Source organism: Curtobacterium caseinilyticum (genome assembly GCF_030363035.1).
Taxonomy (GTDB): Bacteria; Actinomycetota; Actinomycetes; order Actinomycetales; family Microbacteriaceae; genus Curtobacterium; species Curtobacterium caseinilyticum.
In genome coordinates this window covers 95,619-114,407 of sequence record NZ_JAUCMN010000002.1, presented here as the reverse complement: position 1 = coordinate 114,407, position 18,789 = coordinate 95,619, and the positions used below count along the sequence as shown (strand labels likewise).

The window sequence follows — 18,789 nt, the reverse complement described above, 5'->3', positions numbered from 1 at the left end:
GCGGTCAGCCGCCCGGCGCGAGCACCTGGAACATGACGTGGTCCCGCCACTCCCCGGCGATCTGGATGTACCGCCGCGCGAAGCCGTAGCGCTCGAACCCGTTGCGCTCGAGCGCCCGCTGCGACGCCGCGTTCTCCGGCAGGGTCTCCGCCTGCACACGGTGCAGCCCGAGCTCCCGGAACGCGTGCTCCACCGCGAGGCCGACCGCCCGGGTCGCGTGTCCCTCGCGGGTGCGGTCGGCGCGGATCCAGTACCCGAGCGCACACGACTGGAGCGCGCCGCGCGTGACGCCGCTCAGGGTGATCCGCCCGAGCACCTCGTCGTCGTCCCCCAGGATCGTGAACGGCACCGAGGATTCGTTCGCTGCCGACGCCAGCGCGGCGCCGAGCGTGGCACGCGGGCCCGCCTCGGTGAAGTACGCCGGCGGACGCGTCGGCTCCCACGGCCGCAGGTGCTCGGCGCTCGCGCTGACGATCGCGGCGATCTCGGCGGCGTCCGCGAGGTCGACCAGGCGGATGCGGGTGCCGGCGCTCATGGTGCGGAGGGTGTGGGATTCGAACCCACGAGACATCTCTGCCCACCTGTTTTCAAGACAGGCTCCATCGGCCGCTCGGACAACCCTCCGTGACGCGACCACGTGGCGAGACGTGACCGCGTCCCGGGAAGTCTACCGGGCCTCCCGACCGTCAGCGCGGGAGCGTGTCGAGGGCGGCCGCGAGGCCGTCGTCGGTGACCCCGCCGGTGAGCTCGTTGCCGGCCTCGACCACGTCGTCCGGCGCCTGCCCCATGACGACGCCGCGCCCGGAGGTCGACGCCCAGCGCAGCATGTCGATGTCGTTCCGACCGTCGCCGGCGGCCAGGACGCGGGAGCGCGGGATGTCGAGCCACTCGCGGACGCGCTCCATGGCGGTGGCCTTCGTGACGCCCTCGGGGGCGATGTCGAGCCACGACGTCCAGCCGACCGAGTACGACACCTTCGACAGGCCCATGCGCTCGACGACCTGCAGGAAGTCCTCGGTGTCGTGGCCGGGCGAGATGACGACCACGCGGGTCGCCTCGGTACCGAGCAGCTGTTCGAACGGCACGTGTTCGCCCGATACCGTCATGGTGTCGTCGGGGAACTCGCCGGACAGCAGGAAGTGGCCGGTCTCGTCCTCGACGCCGAAGGCCGCGTTCGTGAGGGCGCCGTGGATGACCTGCAGGACCTCGGTGGGGTCGAAGCGCTCGACGTGCACGCGCTCGTACGACCCGTCGTCCCGACGCGCGAGGGTCAACGCACCGTTCGCGCAGACGACGTACTTCGACCGCAGGCCGAGTCGTTCGAGCAGCGGGATCGTCATGCCCTCGCTGCGGCCGGTGGAGAGCATGACCTCGTGCCCGGCGGCCTCCGCCTGCTGCACCGCCGCGATCACGGTGTCGGTGATCACGCCGTCCTCGCGCATCGTGGTGCCGTCGACGTCGAGCGCGACGAGCCAGCGCTTGACGCGCGCCGGTGCCGAGCCGGCGTCCTGCGAGGAGGCAGAGGACCCGCCCTGGGCCGATCCGTCGACGAACCGCTCGTGCGCGCTCATCGGGGCTCGATGACCTCGACGCCGCCGAGGTACGGACGCAGCACCTCGGGCACCACCACCGAGCCGTCGGCCTGCTGGTGGGTCTCGAGGATCGCGACGATCCAGCGCGTGGTGGCGAGGGTGCCGTTCAGCGTCGCGACCGGAGCGGTCTTGCCGCTCTCGGTGCGGTACCGGGTGTCGAGACGGCGGGCCTGGAACGTCGTGCAGTTCGAGGTCGACGTGAGCTCGCGGAAGGTGCCCTGCGTCGGGACCCACGCCTCGATGTCGTACTTGCGCGCGGCACTCGTGCCGAGGTCACCGCCCGCGACGTCGATGACGCGGTAGTGCAGCCCGAGGTCCTGCATCATCGACTCCTGCATCGCGACGAGCCGCTGGTGCTCGGCCTCAGCGTGCTCGGGCAGGACGTACGCGAACATCTCGAGCTTGTTGAACTGGTGCACGCGGAGGATGCCGCGGTTGTCCTTGCCCGCCGAACCGGCCTCGCGCCGGTAGCAGGTGGACCAGCCGGCGTAGCGGATGCCCTCGCCCGACTCCGGGAACGACAGGATCTCGTCGGCGTGGAAGCCCGCGAGGGCGACCTCGCTCGTGCCCGTCAGGTACAGGTCGTCCGCCTCGAGCCGGTAGACCTCGGCAGCGTGCTCGCCGAGGAACCCGGTGCCCGCCATCGTCTCCGGACGCACGAGGGTCGGGGTGATGAGCGGTTCGAACCCGTGCTCGATCGCACGGTCGAGCCCGAGGTTCATGAGCGCGATCTCGAGCCGGGCGCCGAGGCCGCGCAGGAAGTAGAAGCGCGAGCCGGAGACCTTCACCCCGCGGGGGATGTCGATGATGCCGAGGTGCTCGCCGAGGTCGGCGTGGTCCTTCGGCTCGAAGTCGAACTCGGGCTTCGTGCCGACGGTTCGGAGCGTGACGAAGTCGTCCTCGCCACCCTTCGGCACGTCCGGCAGCACCACGTTCGGGATGGAGCGGACGACGCGGTCGAACGTCTCCTCGGCCGCGGTGACCTCGGCCTGGGCCTCCTTGACCTTCGCGGCGAGGGCCTGCGCCTGCTGCACGAGGGCGGCCTTCTCGTCCTTCGGGGCCTTCGCGACGGTCTTGCCGAAGGCGTTCTGCTCAGCGCGGAGGGCCTCGAACGCGGTGATCGCGCTGCGTCGCGCTGCATCTGCGGACACCGCGTCGTCGACGACGGAGACGGAGGCGCCGCGCGCCTCCTGCGAGGCCTTGATGACGTCCGGGTGGTCGCGCAGGAGCTGGAGATCGATCACCGGCTCATCCTAGCCAGCGCCCGTTGCGCGAGCGGTGTCCGCACCGGACGGGAGGCCCGTGGCGGGGCGGCGCCGCGCCTCCCGTCCGTCAGGCGGTCGCGTCCGACGGCGGCTGGTTGCGCAGGGCGTCGACCATCCCGCGGAGCAGGCGGAAGGCCGCGGCGCGGCCCTCGTCGTCGAGGTCCCTGGTCATCCGGAGCTCGACCTGCCGGACCGCTGCGCTCGCCGCCTCGCGCTGTCGTCGTCCGGCGTCGGTGAGCGTGGTGGGGAGCACCTTGCCCGTCGTCGGGGCGGACGGGCGGCTGACGATGCCGTCGCGTTCGAGCTGCTGCAGGAGCGTGTTCATCGACTGCCTCGTGACGAAGGTGCCGCGCGCGAGCTCGGAGTTCGACATGCCGGGGCGCTGAGCGAGCAGTTCGAGGCACGAGTAGTGCGTCACCGTCATGCCGAGGGGCCGGAGGGCGTCCTCCATGGCGGCGCGGAGGGCGCTCGCGGCTTCCTTGAGGGCGTAGCCGACCGAGCTGTCGAGGTCGATCCGCGCTTGACGCATGTCAGGAGTCTGACACATACTGCTCGTGTCAGGCATCTGACACGTACGAAGGAGCACACCATGCCCGCCACCGGGATCGACTTCACCTCACTGCAGGTCCGCGACCTCGACGCCTCGCAGGCGTTCTACGAGCGGTACCTCGGCCTCGTCCGCTCCCCCGCGGGTCCGCCGCACGCCGTGGTGTTCGCGACCGAGCCGATCGCCTTCGCGCTGCGCGACCTCGTGCCCGGGACGGACCTGTCCGCCGGGCAGCCCGCACTCGGCGTCGCGCTCTGGTTCCACGCCACCGACGTGCAGGCGATCCACGACGCACTCGTCGCCGACGGCCACAGCATCGTCACCGCACCCGTCGACGGGCCGTTCGGCCGCACGTTCACGTTCGCCGACCCGGACGGCTACCCCGTCACGCTGCACGACCGGCGGTGAGCCGGTCGGCCGCCGCCCGTGCGGCTGATCGCTCGCGAGCGTCCGTGCGACGCCGGCCCGTGCGGCTGGTCGCTCGCAGGCGTTCGTCGGTAACGTCGGGACCATGTCGACACCATCGGAGACCGCGCCCGCGGACCAGGACGCCCTCCCGACCGAGCAGAAGACGGCCGCGGTCGTCTACAACCCGGTCAAGGTGCACCTGGAGACCTTGAAGAGCACCGTGACGAAGCACCAGCAGGAGGCCGGCTGGGCCGAGACCCTGTGGTTCGAGACCTCGGAGGAGGACCCGGGCGGCGGCATGGCGAAGGCCGCGCTCGAGGCCGGAGCCGACGTCGTGGCCGCAGCCGGCGGGGACGGCACCGTCCGCGCCGTCGCCGAGGTCGTGCACGGGTCCGACGCCGCCCTCGCCCTGCTGCCGAGCGGCACGGGCAACCTGCTCGCCCGCAACATCCCCGCCCCGATCGACGACATCGGCGCGAGCGTCCGGACGATCTTCCGCGGCGAGGACCGCGCGATCGACTTCGGGCAGCTCGAGGTCGAGCGTCCCGACGGCGAGCGGGAGCAGTTCGGCTTCGTCGTGATGGCGGGGCTCGGGCTCGACGCACGGATGCTGGTCAACACGAACGACGACCTGAAGAAGAAGGTCGGCTGGCTCGCCTACGTCGACTCGCTCTTCCGCTCGGTCCGCGACGCCGACGCGTTCGAGTTCCGGTACCGGCTCGACGACGACGGCAACCACTCGGCCCGCGCGCACTCGTTGATCGTGGGGAACTGCGGCATGCTGCAGGCCGGCGCGACCCTGCTGCCCGACGCCGAGATCGACGACGGGGTCTTCGACGTCGTCGTCATGCGGCCGCGTGGCTTCCTCGGCTGGGTCCGGATCGGAGCCCGGGTGTTCTGGGAGAACGCGATCCTGCGCTCGTTCCGCCGGTCGAGGGCCGGACAGACCGAGGTCGGGAAACGCATCACGTCGAAGGCCCGCGAGGAACGCCCGCTGCGCTACATCCGCGGGCAGGAGTTCGTCGCGCGGCTCGAGCGTCCGGATGAGTTCGAGATCGACGGCGACCCCGTGGGTGAGGTCGTCGCGTTCAAGGCGAAGATCGACGCCGGCGGCCTGCGCGTCCGTGTGGCCGGCCCGCAGGACCAGACCCGGAACACGCGCCGGGTCGAGAACGCCCACAGCTGACGGGGCGCCCTCCTCCGCGGGACGCAACACCGGCGGCAGTGCGCAGCGCTGTACCGCTGCGACGAGTCGCTGACGTTGCGTCTTGCGGAGGTGGGGTGGGGCCGGGCCGGGGTCAGCCGGCGTCGGGCTCGCCGGAGACGATCGCGCGGAGCCAGTCCCGGGCCTCGACGAACGCCTCGTCCGAGTAGCGCGCCGAGACCTCGGGGCGGAAACCGTCTGCCCGCGGGTAGGACCCGAGGAAGGTCACGCGCGGGCTGAAGCGGCGCAGACCCAGCAGCGCGTCCGCCACGCGCTCGTCGTGCACGTGCCCGTCGAGGTCGATGACGAAGCGGTACCGCCCGAGCTCGTCGCCGATCGGCCGCGAGGACAGCAGCCCCATGTTGATGCCCCGCGTCGCGAACTGCTCGAGCATGTCGACCAGGGCACCGGGGTGCTCGCTCGGCAGCTCGACGATGACGCTCGTCTTGTCCGCTCCGGTGCGCTCCGGGATCGCCAGCGTGCGCGACACGAGCACGAAGCGGGTGACCGCCGAGGCGTTGTCGCCGATGGACGACGCGAGCACCGCCAGGTCGTGGTGGTCGGTGATACCGGGCGGCGCGACGGCCGCGTCCGCGACCGGGTGTTCCTCGAGGAGGGCGGTGGCCGCCGCCACGTTCGACGAGGCCGGGATGTGCCCGTGCCCGCGGACGTTCGCCTCGAGCCACCTGCGGGTCTGGGCGTACGCCACCGGGTGCGCGTTCACGGTCCGCACGTCGGCCAGGGCGGTGCCGTGGCGGGCGACGAGCACGAAGTCGACGGGGACCAGGTACTCCCCCACGATCCGCACGCCGGGGATCCGCGCGAGCGCGTCCTGCGTGGCACTGACCCCGCCGTCGACGCTGTTCTCGATGGCGATCACCGCGCCGACGGACCGTCCGGTGACGACGTCGTCGAGCGCCTCGCCGACGTTGTTGACGCTGCGCCACGGCTTGCCGGCCGCCGCCTCGACGAGCTTGAGCGCGGCCTCGGTGAAGGTGCCGGCGGGTCCGAGGTAGGAGTACGTGTCGGACGGCGTGGCACGGTCGGTCATGCGCCGAGCCTACTGGTGTACCAGCGCCGGCCCCTCCGTGCCGAGCGCCTCAGAGCCGGGTGAGCATCGTGTCCGAGTCGCCGTTCCGCCCGACGGTGCGGAACCCGACCCGCTCGTACAGGATCCGTGCCCCGGTGTTGCCGTCCTCGACGCTCAGGCTGACCCCGGGCCACCCGGCCGAACGCCCCGCGGCGAGCAGGCGTGTCAGCAGCGCCGTGCCGATGCCCCGCCCACGGCCGCGGGGCTCCACGGCCATCGTGAGCTCCGGCACGTCCTCGGACACGAACCCGTAGCCCGGGTCGTCGGCCGGCAGGAACCGCACCCAGGCGACGCCGACCGGTCCCTCGCCGTCCACCGCGACGAGGCCGCCGTCGCGCGACGGGTCGTAGCCGGTGAAGTAGTGCGCGAAGTCGGGACGGTCGAGGTCGGCGTCCGAGAAGGTCTCGGTCCGCCAGTTCATCGCCGCGAGCGTCGCGTGTCGGAGCAGCGCCGCGTCGTCCGCGGTGACGTCCCGGAAGAGCGCCCCGGCGGGGGCGGCAGCTCCGGCCTCGGCGCCGGTCAGGCGGTCCTCGCAGAGCACCTGGTCGTCCTCGTCGCGCGGGTAGGTCAGCGCGGCGAAGCGTCCCTCCGGGTCGAGCCGTCCGAGCAGTGCGCGGGTGATCCCGTCGAGCTGGCCGACCTGCTCGTCGTCCAGCGCGTCGATGACGAAGCGGCGAGCGGTCCGCACGTGCTCCGGCGCCGCGGTCACGATGGCGTCGTACCCGGCGTCCGTCAGGCGGACGTCGGTGGCGCGGCGGTCGTCGACGGACGGGCAGCGCGTGACCAGCCCGCGCTTCTCGAGCCGCGACACGACGTGCGACAGCCGGGGCAGCGATGCGTTCGTGGCCGCGGCGAGCGCCGACATCCGCAGCGTCCACCCCTCGGTCTCGGACAGCATCGCCACGACCATGTAGTCGAAGTGCGTCAGGTCGGCGTCGCGCTGCAGCTGCTGGTCGAGCGCCGCGGGCAGGAGCTCCATGACGGCGACGAGCTTCATCCACGCGCGCAGCTGGTCGCGCGTGAGCCAGGGGGTGTCGTCCGTCATGCGCCCATGCTAGCCATTGGTTGTCGATGCAACCAGTGTTCGCGGCGATCGACGGGCCCGCGCGACGCCGATGACGAGGGCGACCACCACCACGGCGAGCAGGACACCCTCGACCACGAGCAACCGCGTGGTGTAGTCGAACGGCAGCACGGTCGGGTTCTTCTGCCCGTGGTGCTTCGCGGCGATCTCCGGCAGGACGACGAGGGCGAGCACGCACCCCAGCACGACGGCGGTCTGCACGACGACGAGCACGCCGGCTCCGAGTGTCCGGCCGGTCCGGCGGAGCAGGAGTCCGGCGCCGACCACGAACGGCGAGAGCACCGCGTCGTGCAGGACGACCGCGGCGAGCAACCACGTCGCCAGGCCCCAGATGCGCTGCGGCCGCACGGTCGTGACGAGCACGTACGCTCCGAACGCCATCACGAGCACGCCCAGCACGACGAGCACGATCCTCGCGGTCCTCATCGGATCACCTCGATCTTCCCGATCCACTTGGTCTGCAGCACGCCCGGTCGTCCGGGTGCGATGACCCGGGCGGGGAACCCGTGGTCCAGGTCGAGCGTCTCGCCGTTCACCTCGAGCGCCACGAGGGTCGTCGGGTCGGCGGCGTACTCCGCCCCCATCTCGGTGACGCGGTAGCCACCGCTCTTCTCGAGGCTCGTGATCCGCAGCGCCGACGCCGGGTCGGCCTGCACCGACGCGAGCAGGTCGCGCATCCGGACCCCGCGCCACGAGGCCACCTGGCTCCACCCCTCGACGCACGAGATCGGCAGGTCCGCCGTGGCGGTCCCGAGGGCGACGAGCTCGGCACGGGAGAACGTCCGCGTGACGTCCTTCCCGACGACGGTGAGCGTCCAGTCGGCTGCCGTCGCGGTCGCCAGCACCCCGGCGGCCCGCGCGGTGCGGTTCACCGGCAGGCTCTGCGGTCCGACGTGCCGCTGTCGCGCCCCGAAGAGGTTGAGCGGCTCGAGCAGCCGGTTCGACTGCCCCGCGGTGAGCGCGACGACGCCGACGGTCGCGGCGGTGACGCCCGCCACGAACCCGCGGCGGGCGATCCGCTGGCGCGGCCCGCTGAGCGCGTCGTCCTGCTCCGGCCGGGAGGCACGCCCCGCCTCCGCCGCGTCGGCGCCGTCCCCGAGTCTCGGCTCCGCGGACACGTTCACGGTCCCGAGATCGCGAACCTGTCCGCCAGGGCGAGCCTCGCGCTCCGCGCGAGCAGCCGGCGCGGCCGGGCCGTCCACCCACCGCAGCAGGCGGCCGGTCAGGCCACGGGGGTAGGAGCCGGCCGTCTGCGCGGCCGCGCTGCGCTCGCCCACCGCGGGGCGGGCCTCCCGGCCGTCCGGCAGCAGCTCGCTGCCCACCGTCGGGTCCGCGACGAACCGACCCTCGGCGTCGTAGGCGTCCCGCGCCCGCCAGTAGCGCACGATCACGGGCAGCTTCGACGCGACGTGCAGGATCAGCGATCCGATGATCAGGTACGACAGTGCGTAGTGGACCTGCCGGAACGGGAAGGGCCACGGGTACCACTGGTACGTGTTGAGGAGCCCCGTGCCGACCTGCACGATCGACGCCGACACGAGCACCGCGATCGACAGCCGCTCGAGCAGGTGGAGCACGCCGCGCACCGGCGGCACCTGGGCGAGCGCCGGCATGACGACGTTCAGCTTGGCGAGCAGCAGCGGGATGATCGCGATGCCCGCGGTGATGTGCAGGCCCTGCGTGAACTGGTACAGCTGCACCGGCCGGGTCGGGAACCGCATCCACGGCAGCGGGTCCTGCAGCAGGTGGCTGTACACGCCGGTGCCGAAGCAGACGACGAACGCGACGCCGAGCAGGCGACCCCAGACGACGGCGGAGCGGGCGTTGCGGTTCGGGGACGCCATCGTCGCCCGGGCGTCCAGCAGGAGCCGCCGGACGATGGATAGCCTCGGGGAACCATGAGCAGACGACCGCGCGCCGCCTCCGTCCCGACGACCGCGGTCGTGTCGACCGTCCTGTCCGTCGTCGGCGTGCTGGCGCTGGCGGGTGTCATCGCCTTCGGCATCACGCATCTGGGGTTCCTCCGTGCCGGTCATCGTGCACCATTCGTTGCATGGACGCTCATCGCTTGGGCGGTCTTCGCCGGAGCGGCCCTCGCGTTGCGCTTCGTGCCCCGCGAGTGGATGACCCGGATCGTCCTCGGCGGCGCAGTGGTGGTCGGGGTCGCGGCGCTCGTCGGTCCGCCGAACACCAGCACCGACTCTGCCCGGTACGCCTGGGACGGCATCGTGCAGCACGCGGGCATCTCCCCGTACGCGCACACGCCGCAGTCGGACACACTGGCCGGTCTGCGTCCCGACTGGCTGTTCCCGGACAAGATCGACGGCACGTGCAAGCCGCTCGAGCCACGGATGCGGGGGCTCGGTGACGGGGCCGACGGGCACTGCGTCGCGATCAACCGGCCGGACGTCGTGACGATCTACCCGCCGATGGCGCAGCTGTGGTTCGCCGGTGTGCGCGCGTTCGTGCCGGCGACCGCGCAGTACCTGCCGTTCCAGGTCGCCGGACTCCTCGTCTCGCTCGGCGTCACCGTCGGTCTGGTGATGGTGCTCCGCCGCACCGGCCGCCCGACGTGGTGGGCCGCGCTCTGGGCCTGGTCGCCGCTCGTCGCGTCCGAGGCGGTCACGAACTCGCACGTCGACGTCGTCGGCGCCGCCCTCGCCACCGCGGGCGTCGTGCTCGTCGCCTTCGGTCGACCGATCTGGGGCGGCATCGCCCTGGGCGCCGCGACGGCGACGAAGCTCATCCCCGCGATCGTGTACCCGCCGCTGCTCGGTCGGTGGCGGCACTGGTGGGCGGTCCCCGTCGGCATCGCCGCGTTCGGGCTGCTCTACGTGCCCTACGTGCTCACGACCGGGGTGAAGGTCCTCGGGTACCTGCCCGGCTACCTGTCCGAGGAGGGCTACGAGGACGGCTCCCGCTTCGCCCTGGTCTCGCTCGTGTTCCCCGGCGACGCCGCGACGGTCGTCGTCGGGCTCGTGGTGCTCCTCGCCGCCGTCGTGTCCTGGCGGCTCGCGGACCCGGCACGTCCGTGGTCGGCCGAGGTGCTCATGATCGGCGTGACGTTCCTCGCCGTGACCCCGCGCTACCCCTGGTACGCGCTGCTCCTCATCCCGTTCGTCGTGCTCTCCGGCCGGTGGGAGTGGATGGCCCTGAACCTGGCGATCGCCCTGCGCGGGGTGTGGCCGTCGGCACCCGCGTTCCGCTGGTGGCTCCTCGCCGCGGTCCTCGTCATCCTGGTCGTCACCCTCGTGCGCACCCGGCGCGAGGACTGGCGGCGCTGGGGCCGGCGGCTCGACCCGCGCAGGCGGCGGAGCACCGACCCCGAGCCGCGACGCCCCGTCGACGCGAGGTAGCATCGGCCGGGTGACGGCGCGGATCCTGCCCTCGACCGGCCTGCTGCGCCGGGTGCGCAGCGAGTCGCCGGTCCTGCCCCGGCGTCCCGGTGACGACCCGGGGCTGGTCGACCGGTTCGCCCGGCGCGCCGTCGACCTGCGGGTGTCGCTGACCGAGCGGTGCAACCTCCGCTGCACCTACTGCATGCCGGCGGAGGGCCTGCCGGTCATCCCGTCGGACGCGCTCATGACCGCCGAGGAGATCGACCGACTGGTCGGCCTCGCCGCGGGGACGCTCGGCGTCCGCAAGGTCCGCTTCACCGGCGGCGAGCCGCTCCTGCGCGCCGACCTGGTCGACATCGTCCGTCGCTGCTCCGCGCACGACGTCGAGCTCTCGATCACCACGAACGCGATCGGGCTCGCGAACCGCGCACAGGCCCTCGCCGATGCTGGACTCCGTCGCGTCAACGTCTCGCTCGACACCGTCGACCCGGACGTCTTCGCCGAGGTCACCCGGCGTCCGTTCCTCGACCGCGTGCTCGAGGGCATCGCCGCCGCAGCTGACGCGGGACTCGGGGTGAAGGTGAACGCCGTCCTGCTCCGCGGGGTGAACGACCACCTGGCGGTCGACCTGCTCGCCTGGTGCCTCGAGCGCGGCCACGAGCTGCGGTTCATCGAGCAGATGCCGCTCGACCCGGGTCACGCCTGGGACGGCGCGACGATGGTCACCGCCGAGGAGACCCGCGCGCTGCTCGGCGAGCACTACCGGCTCGAGCCCGACGAGGCCCCGCGCGACGGCGCCCCCGCCGAGCGGTACCGGGTGTCGACCCCGGCGGGCGAGCCCCTCGGCACGGTCGGGGTCATCGCGAGCATCACCGAGTCGTTCTGCGCCGACTGCACCCGCACGCGCCTGACGGCCGAGGGGCACGTCCGGTCCTGCCTGTTCTCGGACGACGAGGTCGACCTGCTCGGTCCCCTGCGCGCCGGCGCGGACGACGACGTGCTGCTCGACACCTGGCGGCAGGCGATGTGGGCGAAGCCCCGCGACCACGGCGACGACGCGGACGGCATCGTGCACCCGGCCCGCGGCATGAGTGCGATCGGAGGGTGACCGTGACGTCGATGCGGTTCTTCGCGGCGGCCCGCGCGGCCGTCGGACACGACGAGGTCACGGTCGACGGCCCGACGCTCGACGACGCCCTGCGGAGCGTCACGGCGGCCGACCCGGCCCGGTGGACGGCGCTACAGGAGCGGTGCTCCTACCTGGTCGACGGGGTCACCACCCGCGACCGCTCCACGTCGCTCGACGGGGTCGGCACGGTCGACGTGATGCCGCCCTTCGCCGGCGGCTAGGTCAGGCGACCTCGGGCTCGTAGACGGCGACCTCGTCGGGGTCGACCGCGATCCGCACCGGCACCCCGGGCGCGACGCCGAGCGCCGCGGCCCTCGCCACGGTCACGTCCGCCACCAGGTCGCCGGCACGCACGCGCACGAGTCCGTCCCGCGGCTCCACCCCGGTCACGATCCGCGCGAGCCCGGCGCCGGCCCCGCTGATGCGTGCGGCCGTCGGGTGCACCGCAGCGACGACGCGACGGCCGGGAGGCACGGCGTGCGTCGCCGACGCCAGCTCGCCCCCGCCGTCGGGCGCGATCCCGGTCGCGGTGGCGGTCCCCGGCACGAGCACGAGCCCCGAGAAGGACGCCGAGAACGGCGTGCACGGACGGCGGAGGACCGCGTCGGTCGCGCCCTGCTCGACCACCCGTCCGTCCTGCAGCACGACGATCCGGTCGGCGAGCGCGACGGCCTCGAGCGGGTCGTGCGTCACCAGGAGCGTCGGCCGGCCGGCCCGGGCCGTGCGGAGGGCGTCGCGCACCTCGGCGCGGGCATCGACGTCGAGCGCCGTCGTGGGCTCGTCGAGGAGCAGGAGCGCGGGGGCGGTGGCGAGCGCCCGGGCCACGGCGACGCGCTGCGCCTGCCCGCCGGACAACGTCGTCGGTGAGCGGTCGGCGAGACCGGACGCACCGACGGCGGCGAGGGCCGCGGCGGACCGGTGTCGCGCCTCCCGTCCGCTCGCGCCCGTGGCCCGCGGACCGAAGGCGACGTTGCCGGCGACCGTCCGGTGCGCGAACAGGTCCGGGCGCTGGGCGACCAGCCCGACCCGTCGGCGGTGCGTCGGCACGGCCGTCAGGTCGCGTCCACCGAGCACGACGCTGCCCGCGCGCATCCGGAGGAGTCCGGCGAGTGCCTCGACCACGGTCGACTTGCCGGCGCCGTTCGGACCGACCAGGGCGACGCACTCGTCGGGGTCGATCGCCAGGCGGACGTCGACGCCGCGTGCCGGGACGACGACGTGGGCGCGCAGACCGCCGGTGTCGGCGCTCACGCGACCACCGGCCTCGTCCGCAGGGTCGTCGTCCCGATGACGACCAGCGCGACCACGACCAGCACCAGCGCCAGGGCGACGGCGGTGTCCGGGTCGACCTCGCGCTGCAGGTACACCTCGAGCGGGAGCGTCCGCGTGACGCCCTGCAGGCTGCCGGCGAAGGTCAGCGTCGCCCCGAACTCGCCGAGCGCCCGTGCGCCGCAGAGCACCAGGCCCGCGGTGATGCCGGGCAGCACCCGGGGCGTCGTCACGGTGAGGAAGGTGCGCGTCGGCCCGGCGCCGAGCGTCGCGGCGATGCGTTCAGCCCGGTCGCCGCCGGTGCGGAGCGAGCCCTCGATCGACGACACCAGGAAGGGCATCGACACGAAGACCTGCGCCATCACGACCGCGGTGGTCGTGAACGCGATGCGCAGGCCGTGCTCGTCGAGGAGCGCACCGAGCACGCCGAGCCGCCCGAAGACCGCCAGGAGCGCGAGGCCGCCGACGACGGGCGGGAGCACGAGCGGCAGCAGGACGAGCGCGCGGAGCACGCCGACCCAGCGCGACGTCGAGCGGGCGAACAGGACGGCGAGGGGGTAGCCGAGGACGAACGCCACCCCGGTCGCTGCGGCGGCGGTGCCGAGGCTGAGCCCGAGGGCGGTGGTCGACGCGGGCGACGTCACCAGTGCGACGAACGAGGTCCAGTCGACGCGACCGACCATCGCGAGGACCGGGACGACGACGAAGAGCCCGCCGACCACGGCCGGGACGGGCAGCCACCACGGGACGGGCGTGCGGTGGTGTGCCGCGCGGTGGTCTGCCGCGCGGTGGTACGCCGTGTCGTCCTGCGTGGGCATCGTCAGGGGGTGCCGAAGCCGGCGTCGGTGAGCACCGTGCGACCCGGGTCGGAGCGGACGAAGGCGGCGAACGAGGCGGCGAGCTCCGGGTCCGCCGACTCCTCCAGCACGCCGATCGGGTAGGTGTTGACGGCCTCCGCCGCCTCGTCGAACGGCACGCCGTCGACCTTCCCCCCGGCACCGCGGACGTCCGTGACGTAGACCAGTCCGGCGTCCGCCTGCCCTGACTCGACCTTGCCGAGGACGTCGGTGACGGACTGCTCCTCGCTCACCGGGCGGAGGTCGATGCCGGCCGCGCGCTCGACCTCCGCGGTGGCGGCACCGCACGGCACCGGAGCGGCACACGTCACGAGCTGCACCCCCGACGACGTCAGGTCCCGCAGGCTGCGGATGTGCTCGGGGTTGCCCGGCGCGACGGCGATCTCGAGCACGTTCGTGGCGAAGTCGCGCGGCCACCCGCTGGCCAGGTCGGTCGGCGCGAGCTTCGCCATGTTCGCCTGGTCGGCCGAGGCGAACACGTCCGCGGGGGCGCCGTTGGCGATCTGCGACACGAGGTCGCTCGACCCCGCGAACGAGAACCGGATCGTCGTGCCCGGGTGCTCCTGCTCGTACTGCTCGCCGAGCTCGGTGAAGGTCCGTTGCAGCGAGGCGGCTGCGAAGACGGTGATCGAGCCCGTCGGCCCGGTGCCCGTCGCACTCGTCGCGCTCCCCCGGCCCGGAGGAGCGTTGCCGGCGGGGCTCGTCGAGCACGCTGCCAGGGTCAGCGCCGCCGCGACGACGATCGCGAGGACGGCAGGACGCAGGAGCGGCTTCACGCCGTGATCCTAGCCGCAGGTGCGGTCAGACCGTCGGGAGGCCTTCGCTGCGCCACGCGGTGATGCCACCGTCCAGGACGAGCGGTACCGCACCGTCGGGCCGAGCCGCCGCGACCGTCCGCGCCCAGGCGGTGGCACGCACCCCGGACGCGCAGACGACCACGAGCTCGGCGTCCTCGCCCGCGACGTCCACGGTGTCCGGCGTGCGGGAGCCGGGGACGACACCGGACGCGCGCTCCTGGTCGGTCCGGACGTCGACCAGCACCACGGGCGCGCCGGTACGGAGGCGGGCGTCGAGTGCCGCTGGCGCGATCCGCGGGGGCTCGACGAGCGCCGGGGCCGACGGACGGACGGAACCGGGGCCGCGGCGGAGCGGGCTCTCGGTCCACCGCCACCGGCGGGCGTCGACGGTGAGCACCCGGCCGAGCAGCGGGGCGCCGAGTCCGGCCACGAGCGCCGTGACCTGCGCCGCCATCACGGCACCGACGGCACCGCACAGCGCCGGCAGCACGCCGTCGGCCGCACAGGAGCCCTCGTCCGGCAGGGCCTCGGGGTGCAGGTCGTGGAAGTCGACCGGCTCCGGGGCGGCGTCGTGGAAGACCGAGACCTGCCCGTCGTACCCGAGCGCGGTCCCCCAGACGAACGGCAACCCGGCGTCGGCGCAGGCGTCGGACACCGCGCGGGTGACCTCGACGCTGTCTGCGGCGTCGACCACCACATCGTGCCCGGCGACGTGCTCGGGGCGGAAGCGCTCCGCCAGGGCGACGACCTCGACCACCGGGTCCACGCCGCGGACGCGCTCGGCGGCGACCACGGCCTTCTGTCGGCCGACGTCACCGGAGGCGAACAGGGTCTGGCGGGCGAGGTTCGACGTGTCCACCACGTCGTGGTCGACGATCGTGATCCGACCGAGTCCCGACCCGGCCAGGTACGTGAGGACGGGGGCACCGAGGCCGCCGGCGCCGACGACGAGCACGCGGGCCGCGGCCAGGGCGTCGACCGCGGGCTGCCCCGCACCGGCGAGCGCAGCGGTGCGGGAGGTGATCCGGCGGCGGGCGTCGCGTGCCGCGGCGTCGTGCGCCGCCTGGACGGGCGTGGTCCCGCTCATCGTGCCCGCTCCGGGTGCTCGGGCACCTCGACCGTCACCATCGTCGCCTTGACCGACGCCACCGCGACGGAGCCGACCTCGAGCCCGAGGTCGCGGACCGCCTCGGCCGTCATCAGCGACACCACCCGGTTCGGACCCGCCTGCAGCTCGACCTGCGCCACGACGCCCTCCACCACCAGTTCGGTGACGATGCCGACGAACCGGTTCCTCGCCGAACTGCGCACACCGGAGGGGTCGTCGAGTCCGGCGTCTCGGCCGCGCACGTACGCGGCGAGGTCCCGCCCCTCGACGACGGTACGGCCCCCGGCATCCTCGGACCGGGGCAGCGTCCCGGCGTCGACGAGTCGTCGGACGGTGTCGTCGCTGACGCCGAGGTACCGCGCGGCGTCTCGGATGCGGAGTGTCGTCATGGTGTCCGCGACCCTACGGCATCACGAACTCTCAAGGACGGGGCGGCGCGCACCGGGCACCCGTCCAGCCGTGGACGCTACCGTCGCCACCGTGACTGCACCTCAGACCGGCACCATCCACGTCCCCGCATCCGCAGGGGTCGCGCCGGTCCGTGCCCGCCTCCGGTCCGCCTCGTCGGCGGTCCGCGTCGCTGCCGTCCGCACCCCCGAACTCACCGTCGGCGCACTCGGGGTCGTCTCCGGTGCCCTCTTCGCCTGGGTGCCGTCGGTCTGGTACGACGAGGCAGCAACGGTCACGAGCGCCCAGCGCAGCTGGCCGCAGCTCTGGGCCGAGTTGCAGAACGTCGACGCCGTGCACGGGCTGTACTACGCACTGGTCCACGTCTGGTTCTGGCTCGTCGGCTACACGCCGTTCACGCTCCGCTTCCCGAGCGCCCTGGCGATCGGCGTCGCCGCCGGACTCGTCGTCGCGCTCGGCCGACGGCTCGGCGGCCGTCGTCTCGGCGTCACGGCCGGCCTCGTCTTCCTCGCACTCCCCCGTGTGCAGTGGGCTGGTTCCGAGGGTCGGCCGTACGCCACGATCACCGCCCTCGCCGTGGCGCTGACGCTCGTCGGAATCACCGCCGTCCGGCGCACCCGGTCGTCGTCCGGTCGGCGGTGGTGGATCACCTACGGCGCGCTGGCGCTCGTGGCCGTCACGTTCAACGTCTACCTGTCGCTCGCGGTCGTCGCCCACGCGGTGACCCTCGCGTGGACGCTGCTCGCCCAGCGGTCGGCCCGTCGGGCGGAGCAGTGGTCCGAGCGTGACGTCCGTGCGCCGCTCGTCACCCGTGGGGTCCTGGTCCGCTGGGTCGTGGCGGCCGGCGCTGCCGCACTGGTCGCGTCACCGCTCGTCCTCGAGGTGATCGCGCAGTCGAAGCAGGTCGCGTGGATCTCCGGCATCGGCCCCCGCACGTTCTCCCAGGTGTTCGCGACGTCCTGGTTCGGCGGCATCGACGCCTTCGCGGCCGTCGCCTGGGTGCTCCTGGTCGTCGGCGTGGTCGGCGCGCTGGTCGCCGTCCGCCGCCGGTCCGCCTCGGTCCGGTCCGTGCTCCGAGCGCAGGCGGTCCGGGTCGGGCTGCCCCTCGCCGTCCTGCCGACCGCGGTGCTGCTCCTCGCCACGGCGCTCGGGAAGCACCTGTACTCGCCGAAGTACGCGTCGCTCAGCCTGCCGTTCGTCGCCCTGCTCATCGCCCTTGCGATCACGATGGTGCGCCCACGGGCGGTGCTCGCCGTCGTCCTCGCGGTGTTCCTCGTGATCAGCGTGCCGAGTGCGATCGACGTGAAGACCCCCCGATCGAAGCAGGAGTCGACGTGGGCGGATGCCGCGTCGATCATCAGCGCCGAGCGCAGCGGTAACCCGGGCGCCAACGAGGGCGTCGTCTTCGGCAGCGTCTACGGCCACCCGGGGGCCACGGCCGAGATCATCCGGGTGTCCTACCCGTGGGCGTTCACCGGTCTCACGGACCTGGGGGTCCGGAAGGACGGCGCGGAGACCGGCGTGCTGTGGAACCAGAACGGCGACCTGGCGAGCACCATCCCGGCCCGCCTCGGCTCGATCGACACCGTCTGGTTCGTCGGCGGCACCCCGAAGGCGCGGAACATCCAGCCCGAGACGGCCTCGGTCCTCGCCGAGCACGGGTTCCACGCGGAGCAGCGGTTCCGCACCGGTCGCGTCGTCATCACGGAGTACGTCCGCGGCTGAGGGGCGTGCTGCGCACCCCGGTGCGTGCTCGCCTCAGTGCACGACGCGCGCGCCGTGCACCGGGCCCGTCGCCCGGAGCGCGACCAGCCCGGCGGCGCTGAGCTCCACCTGCACCTCGAGCGCGGCGTCGCGGTCGGCGACCAGGAACGCCACCGTCGGCCCGCTGCCGGACACCAGCCCCGCGAGCGCCCCCGCCTTCTCGCCGATCTCGAGCGTCGTCGCCAGGCCGGGCTGCAGCCGCATCGCCGGGGCCTGCAGGTCGTTGTGCAGGCAGTCCGCGAGCAGGTCGGGGTCACCGGCACGGAGGGCCTGCAGCACGTTGGCCTCGACCACGGGCGTCGTCGGCGCCGGGCGGATGTCGGCGCGGTACCGCTCCCGGTGCTCGTCGAGGGCCCGGTAGACCGCGGGGGTCGACAGGCCCGAGTCGCTCAGGGCGAGCACCCAGTGGAACTCCCCCTTCGCCAACGCCGGGCTGAGCTCGTCGCCGCGACCCGTACCGACGGCGGTGCCCCCGGCGAAGGCGAACGGCACGTCCGCACCGAGCCGGGCGGCGAGGCGCAGGAGTTCGTCGCGCCCGAGGCCGGTGCCCCAGAGCGTGTCGCACGCGAGCAGGGTGGCAGCGGCGTCGGCCGACCCCCCACCCATCCCGCCGGCGACGGGGACCTGCTTGTCGATCGTCAACCGGACGCCGCCGCGGTGCCCCGCGGCCTCGGCGACGAGTCGGGCGGCCCGGATCGCGAGGTTCGAGCCGTCGGTCGGCACGGCGCTCGTGTCGATCGGACCGGTGAACCGGATCGAGAAGTCGTCGGCCGGCTCGGCCGTCACGTCCTCGTACAGCGAGACCGCCTGGTACGCCGTGGCGACGTCGTGGTAGCCGTCGTCCTGCAGCGCACCGACCGACAGGAACACGTTGATCTTGCCGGGAGCGCGCACCCGCACGCGGGTCGGTGCGGCCAGCGAGGTCATGC

20 protein-coding genes and 1 tRNA gene are annotated in these 18,789 nt (G+C 73.5%); 6 read left to right on the top strand and 15 right to left on the bottom strand.

Annotation, left to right across the window (positions count from 1 at the left end; all coding sequences use genetic code 11):
• Positions 1 to 4 precede the first annotated feature (4 nt).
• From QUG93_RS03080 to QUG93_RS03060, 5 genes are all read right to left on the bottom strand, one after another.
• Positions 5 to 535 carry a GNAT family N-acetyltransferase gene (locus QUG93_RS03080; protein WP_289472166.1) on the bottom strand — a complete coding sequence of 177 codons (531 nt, stop codon included), beginning with the start codon at positions 533 to 535 and terminating at the stop codon, positions 5 to 7.
• Between the two features lie 4 nt (positions 536 to 539).
• A tRNA-Ser gene (locus tag QUG93_RS03075) sits at positions 540 to 624 on the bottom strand.
• A 62-nt stretch (positions 625 to 686) separates the two neighbouring features.
• Positions 687 to 1,571, bottom strand: coding sequence for an HAD family hydrolase (locus QUG93_RS03070; protein WP_289472165.1), 885 nt, complete (start codon positions 1,569 to 1,571; stop codon positions 687 to 689).
• Positions 1,568 to 2,836: a serine--tRNA ligase gene (gene serS, locus QUG93_RS03065; RefSeq protein WP_289472164.1), complete on the bottom strand. Its 1,269-nt coding sequence runs from the start codon at positions 2,834 to 2,836 to the stop codon at positions 1,568 to 1,570. The genes QUG93_RS03070 and serS overlap by 4 nt, the downstream gene beginning before the upstream one ends.
• An 88-nt stretch (positions 2,837 to 2,924) precedes the next feature.
• Positions 2,925 to 3,386: a MarR family winged helix-turn-helix transcriptional regulator gene (locus tag QUG93_RS03060; protein ID WP_289472163.1), complete on the bottom strand. Its 462-nt coding sequence runs from the start codon at positions 3,384 to 3,386 to the stop codon at positions 2,925 to 2,927.
• Between the two features lie 60 nt (positions 3,387 to 3,446).
• Between QUG93_RS03060 and QUG93_RS03055 the strand changes: the two genes are divergently transcribed.
• Entirely contained in the window at positions 3,447 to 3,812 is a 366-nt protein-coding gene (locus tag QUG93_RS03055) for a VOC family protein (protein ID WP_289472162.1), read from the top strand.
• Between the two features lie 103 nt (positions 3,813 to 3,915).
• Positions 3,916 to 4,998 carry a diacylglycerol/lipid kinase family protein gene (locus QUG93_RS03050; RefSeq protein ID WP_289472161.1) on the top strand — a complete coding sequence of 361 codons (1,083 nt, stop codon included), beginning with the start codon at positions 3,916 to 3,918 and terminating at the stop codon, positions 4,996 to 4,998.
• 112 nt (positions 4,999 to 5,110) lie between these two features.
• Here QUG93_RS03050 and pheA read toward each other — a convergent pair whose 3' ends face one another.
• The 4 genes from pheA to QUG93_RS03025 are packed head-to-tail and all read right to left on the bottom strand — an operon-like array spanning position 5,111 to position 9,034.
• Positions 5,111 to 6,067: a prephenate dehydratase gene (pheA, locus tag QUG93_RS03045; RefSeq protein WP_289472160.1), complete on the bottom strand. Its 957-nt coding sequence runs from the start codon at positions 6,065 to 6,067 to the stop codon at positions 5,111 to 5,113.
• A 49-nt stretch (positions 6,068 to 6,116) separates the two neighbouring features.
• A complete protein-coding gene (locus QUG93_RS16005) occupies positions 6,117 to 7,151 on the bottom strand; it encodes a GNAT family N-acetyltransferase (protein ID WP_353067758.1) in 1,035 nt (344 codons plus the stop codon).
• Between the two features lie 9 nt (positions 7,152 to 7,160).
• Positions 7,161 to 7,616 carry a hypothetical protein gene (locus tag QUG93_RS03030; protein ID WP_289472159.1) on the bottom strand — a complete coding sequence of 152 codons (456 nt, stop codon included), beginning with the start codon at positions 7,614 to 7,616 and terminating at the stop codon, positions 7,161 to 7,163.
• Positions 7,613 to 9,034: a molybdopterin-dependent oxidoreductase gene (locus QUG93_RS03025; RefSeq protein ID WP_289472158.1), complete on the bottom strand. Its 1,422-nt coding sequence runs from the start codon at positions 9,032 to 9,034 to the stop codon at positions 7,613 to 7,615. The genes QUG93_RS03030 and QUG93_RS03025 overlap by 4 nt, the downstream gene beginning before the upstream one ends.
• A 54-nt stretch (positions 9,035 to 9,088) precedes the next feature.
• Between QUG93_RS03025 and QUG93_RS03020 the strand changes: the two genes are divergently transcribed.
• The 3 genes from QUG93_RS03020 to QUG93_RS03010 are packed head-to-tail and all read left to right on the top strand — an operon-like array spanning position 9,089 to position 11,878.
• A complete protein-coding gene (locus QUG93_RS03020; protein ID WP_289472157.1) occupies positions 9,089 to 10,546 on the top strand; it encodes a glycosyltransferase family 87 protein in 1,458 nt (485 codons plus the stop codon).
• Positions 10,547 to 10,589: 43 nt separating this feature from the next.
• Positions 10,590 to 11,636, top strand: a complete 1,047-nt coding sequence (gene moaA, locus QUG93_RS03015; protein ID WP_434533076.1) for a GTP 3',8-cyclase MoaA — start codon at positions 10,590 to 10,592, stop codon at positions 11,634 to 11,636.
• Positions 11,633 to 11,878 carry a MoaD/ThiS family protein gene (locus QUG93_RS03010; RefSeq protein WP_289472156.1) on the top strand — a complete coding sequence of 82 codons (246 nt, stop codon included), beginning with the start codon at positions 11,633 to 11,635 and terminating at the stop codon, positions 11,876 to 11,878. The genes moaA and QUG93_RS03010 overlap by 4 nt, the downstream gene beginning before the upstream one ends.
• A gap of 1 nt (position 11,879) precedes the next feature.
• Here QUG93_RS03010 and QUG93_RS03005 read toward each other — a convergent pair whose 3' ends face one another.
• The 5 genes from QUG93_RS03005 to QUG93_RS02985 are packed head-to-tail and all read right to left on the bottom strand — an operon-like array spanning position 11,880 to position 16,077.
• A complete protein-coding gene (locus QUG93_RS03005) occupies positions 11,880 to 12,908 on the bottom strand; it encodes an ABC transporter ATP-binding protein (RefSeq protein WP_289472155.1) in 1,029 nt (342 codons plus the stop codon).
• Positions 12,905 to 13,744 carry an ABC transporter permease gene (locus tag QUG93_RS03000; RefSeq protein ID WP_289472154.1) on the bottom strand — a complete coding sequence of 280 codons (840 nt, stop codon included), beginning with the start codon at positions 13,742 to 13,744 and terminating at the stop codon, positions 12,905 to 12,907. Before QUG93_RS03000 ends, QUG93_RS03005 begins: the two co-directional genes overlap by 4 nt.
• 2 nt (positions 13,745 to 13,746) lie before the next feature.
• On the bottom strand, positions 13,747 to 14,559 hold the full coding sequence (gene modA, locus QUG93_RS02995; protein WP_289472153.1) for a molybdate ABC transporter substrate-binding protein: 813 nt from the start codon (positions 14,557 to 14,559) through the stop codon (positions 13,747 to 13,749).
• Between the two features lie 25 nt (positions 14,560 to 14,584).
• Positions 14,585 to 15,667, bottom strand: coding sequence for a ThiF family adenylyltransferase (locus QUG93_RS02990; RefSeq protein WP_289472152.1), 1,083 nt, complete (start codon positions 15,665 to 15,667; stop codon positions 14,585 to 14,587).
• Positions 15,664 to 16,077, bottom strand: coding sequence for a TOBE domain-containing protein (locus QUG93_RS02985; RefSeq protein WP_289472151.1), 414 nt, complete (start codon positions 16,075 to 16,077; stop codon positions 15,664 to 15,666). Before QUG93_RS02985 ends, QUG93_RS02990 begins: the two co-directional genes overlap by 4 nt.
• A gap of 91 nt (positions 16,078 to 16,168) precedes the next feature.
• Here QUG93_RS02985 and QUG93_RS02980 point away from each other — a divergent pair, with 91 nt between their 5' ends.
• Positions 16,169 to 17,821: a glycosyltransferase family 39 protein gene (locus QUG93_RS02980; protein ID WP_289472150.1), complete on the top strand. Its 1,653-nt coding sequence runs from the start codon at positions 16,169 to 16,171 to the stop codon at positions 17,819 to 17,821.
• 33 nt (positions 17,822 to 17,854) lie between these two features.
• Here the strand turns inward: QUG93_RS02980 and QUG93_RS02975 are convergent, their stop codons facing one another.
• Complete coding sequence (locus QUG93_RS02975; protein WP_289472149.1) at positions 17,855 to 18,787, bottom strand: 4-(cytidine 5'-diphospho)-2-C-methyl-D-erythritol kinase; 933 nt, start codon at positions 18,785 to 18,787, stop codon at positions 17,855 to 17,857.
• Positions 18,788 to 18,789: the final 2 nt, after the last annotated feature.

Bases quoted from the DNA above. Each gene is read 5' to 3' on its own strand.
- QUG93_RS03080 (WP_289472166.1), bottom strand. From the start codon at position 535: ATGAGCGCCGGCACCCGCATCCGCCTGGTCGACCTCGCGGACGCCGCC.
- QUG93_RS03070 (WP_289472165.1), bottom strand. From the start codon at position 1,571: ATGAGCGCGCACGAGCGGTTCGTCGACGGATCGGCCCAGGGCGGGTCC.
- QUG93_RS03060 (WP_289472163.1), bottom strand. From the start codon at position 3,386: ATGCGTCAAGCGCGGATCGACCTCGACAGCTCGGTCGGCTACGCCCTC.
- QUG93_RS03055 (WP_289472162.1), top strand. From the start codon at position 3,447: ATGCCCGCCACCGGGATCGACTTCACCTCACTGCAGGTCCGCGACCTC.
- QUG93_RS03050 (WP_289472161.1), top strand. From the start codon at position 3,916: ATGTCGACACCATCGGAGACCGCGCCCGCGGACCAGGACGCCCTCCCG.
- pheA (WP_289472160.1), bottom strand. From the start codon at position 6,067: ATGACCGACCGTGCCACGCCGTCCGACACGTACTCCTACCTCGGACCC.
- QUG93_RS16005 (WP_353067758.1), bottom strand. From the start codon at position 7,151: ATGACGGACGACACCCCCTGGCTCACGCGCGACCAGCTGCGCGCGTGG.
- QUG93_RS03030 (WP_289472159.1), bottom strand. From the start codon at position 7,616: ATGAGGACCGCGAGGATCGTGCTCGTCGTGCTGGGCGTGCTCGTGATG.
- QUG93_RS03025 (WP_289472158.1), bottom strand. From the start codon at position 9,034: ATGGCGTCCCCGAACCGCAACGCCCGCTCCGCCGTCGTCTGGGGTCGC.
- QUG93_RS03020 (WP_289472157.1), top strand. From the start codon at position 9,089: ATGAGCAGACGACCGCGCGCCGCCTCCGTCCCGACGACCGCGGTCGTG.
- QUG93_RS03000 (WP_289472154.1), bottom strand. From the start codon at position 13,744: ATGCCCACGCAGGACGACACGGCGTACCACCGCGCGGCAGACCACCGC.
- QUG93_RS02990 (WP_289472152.1), bottom strand. From the start codon at position 15,667: ATGAGCGGGACCACGCCCGTCCAGGCGGCGCACGACGCCGCGGCACGC.
- QUG93_RS02985 (WP_289472151.1), bottom strand. From the start codon at position 16,077: ATGACGACACTCCGCATCCGAGACGCCGCGCGGTACCTCGGCGTCAGC.
- QUG93_RS02975 (WP_289472149.1), bottom strand. From the start codon at position 18,787: ATGACCTCGCTGGCCGCACCGACCCGCGTGCGGGTGCGCGCTCCCGGC.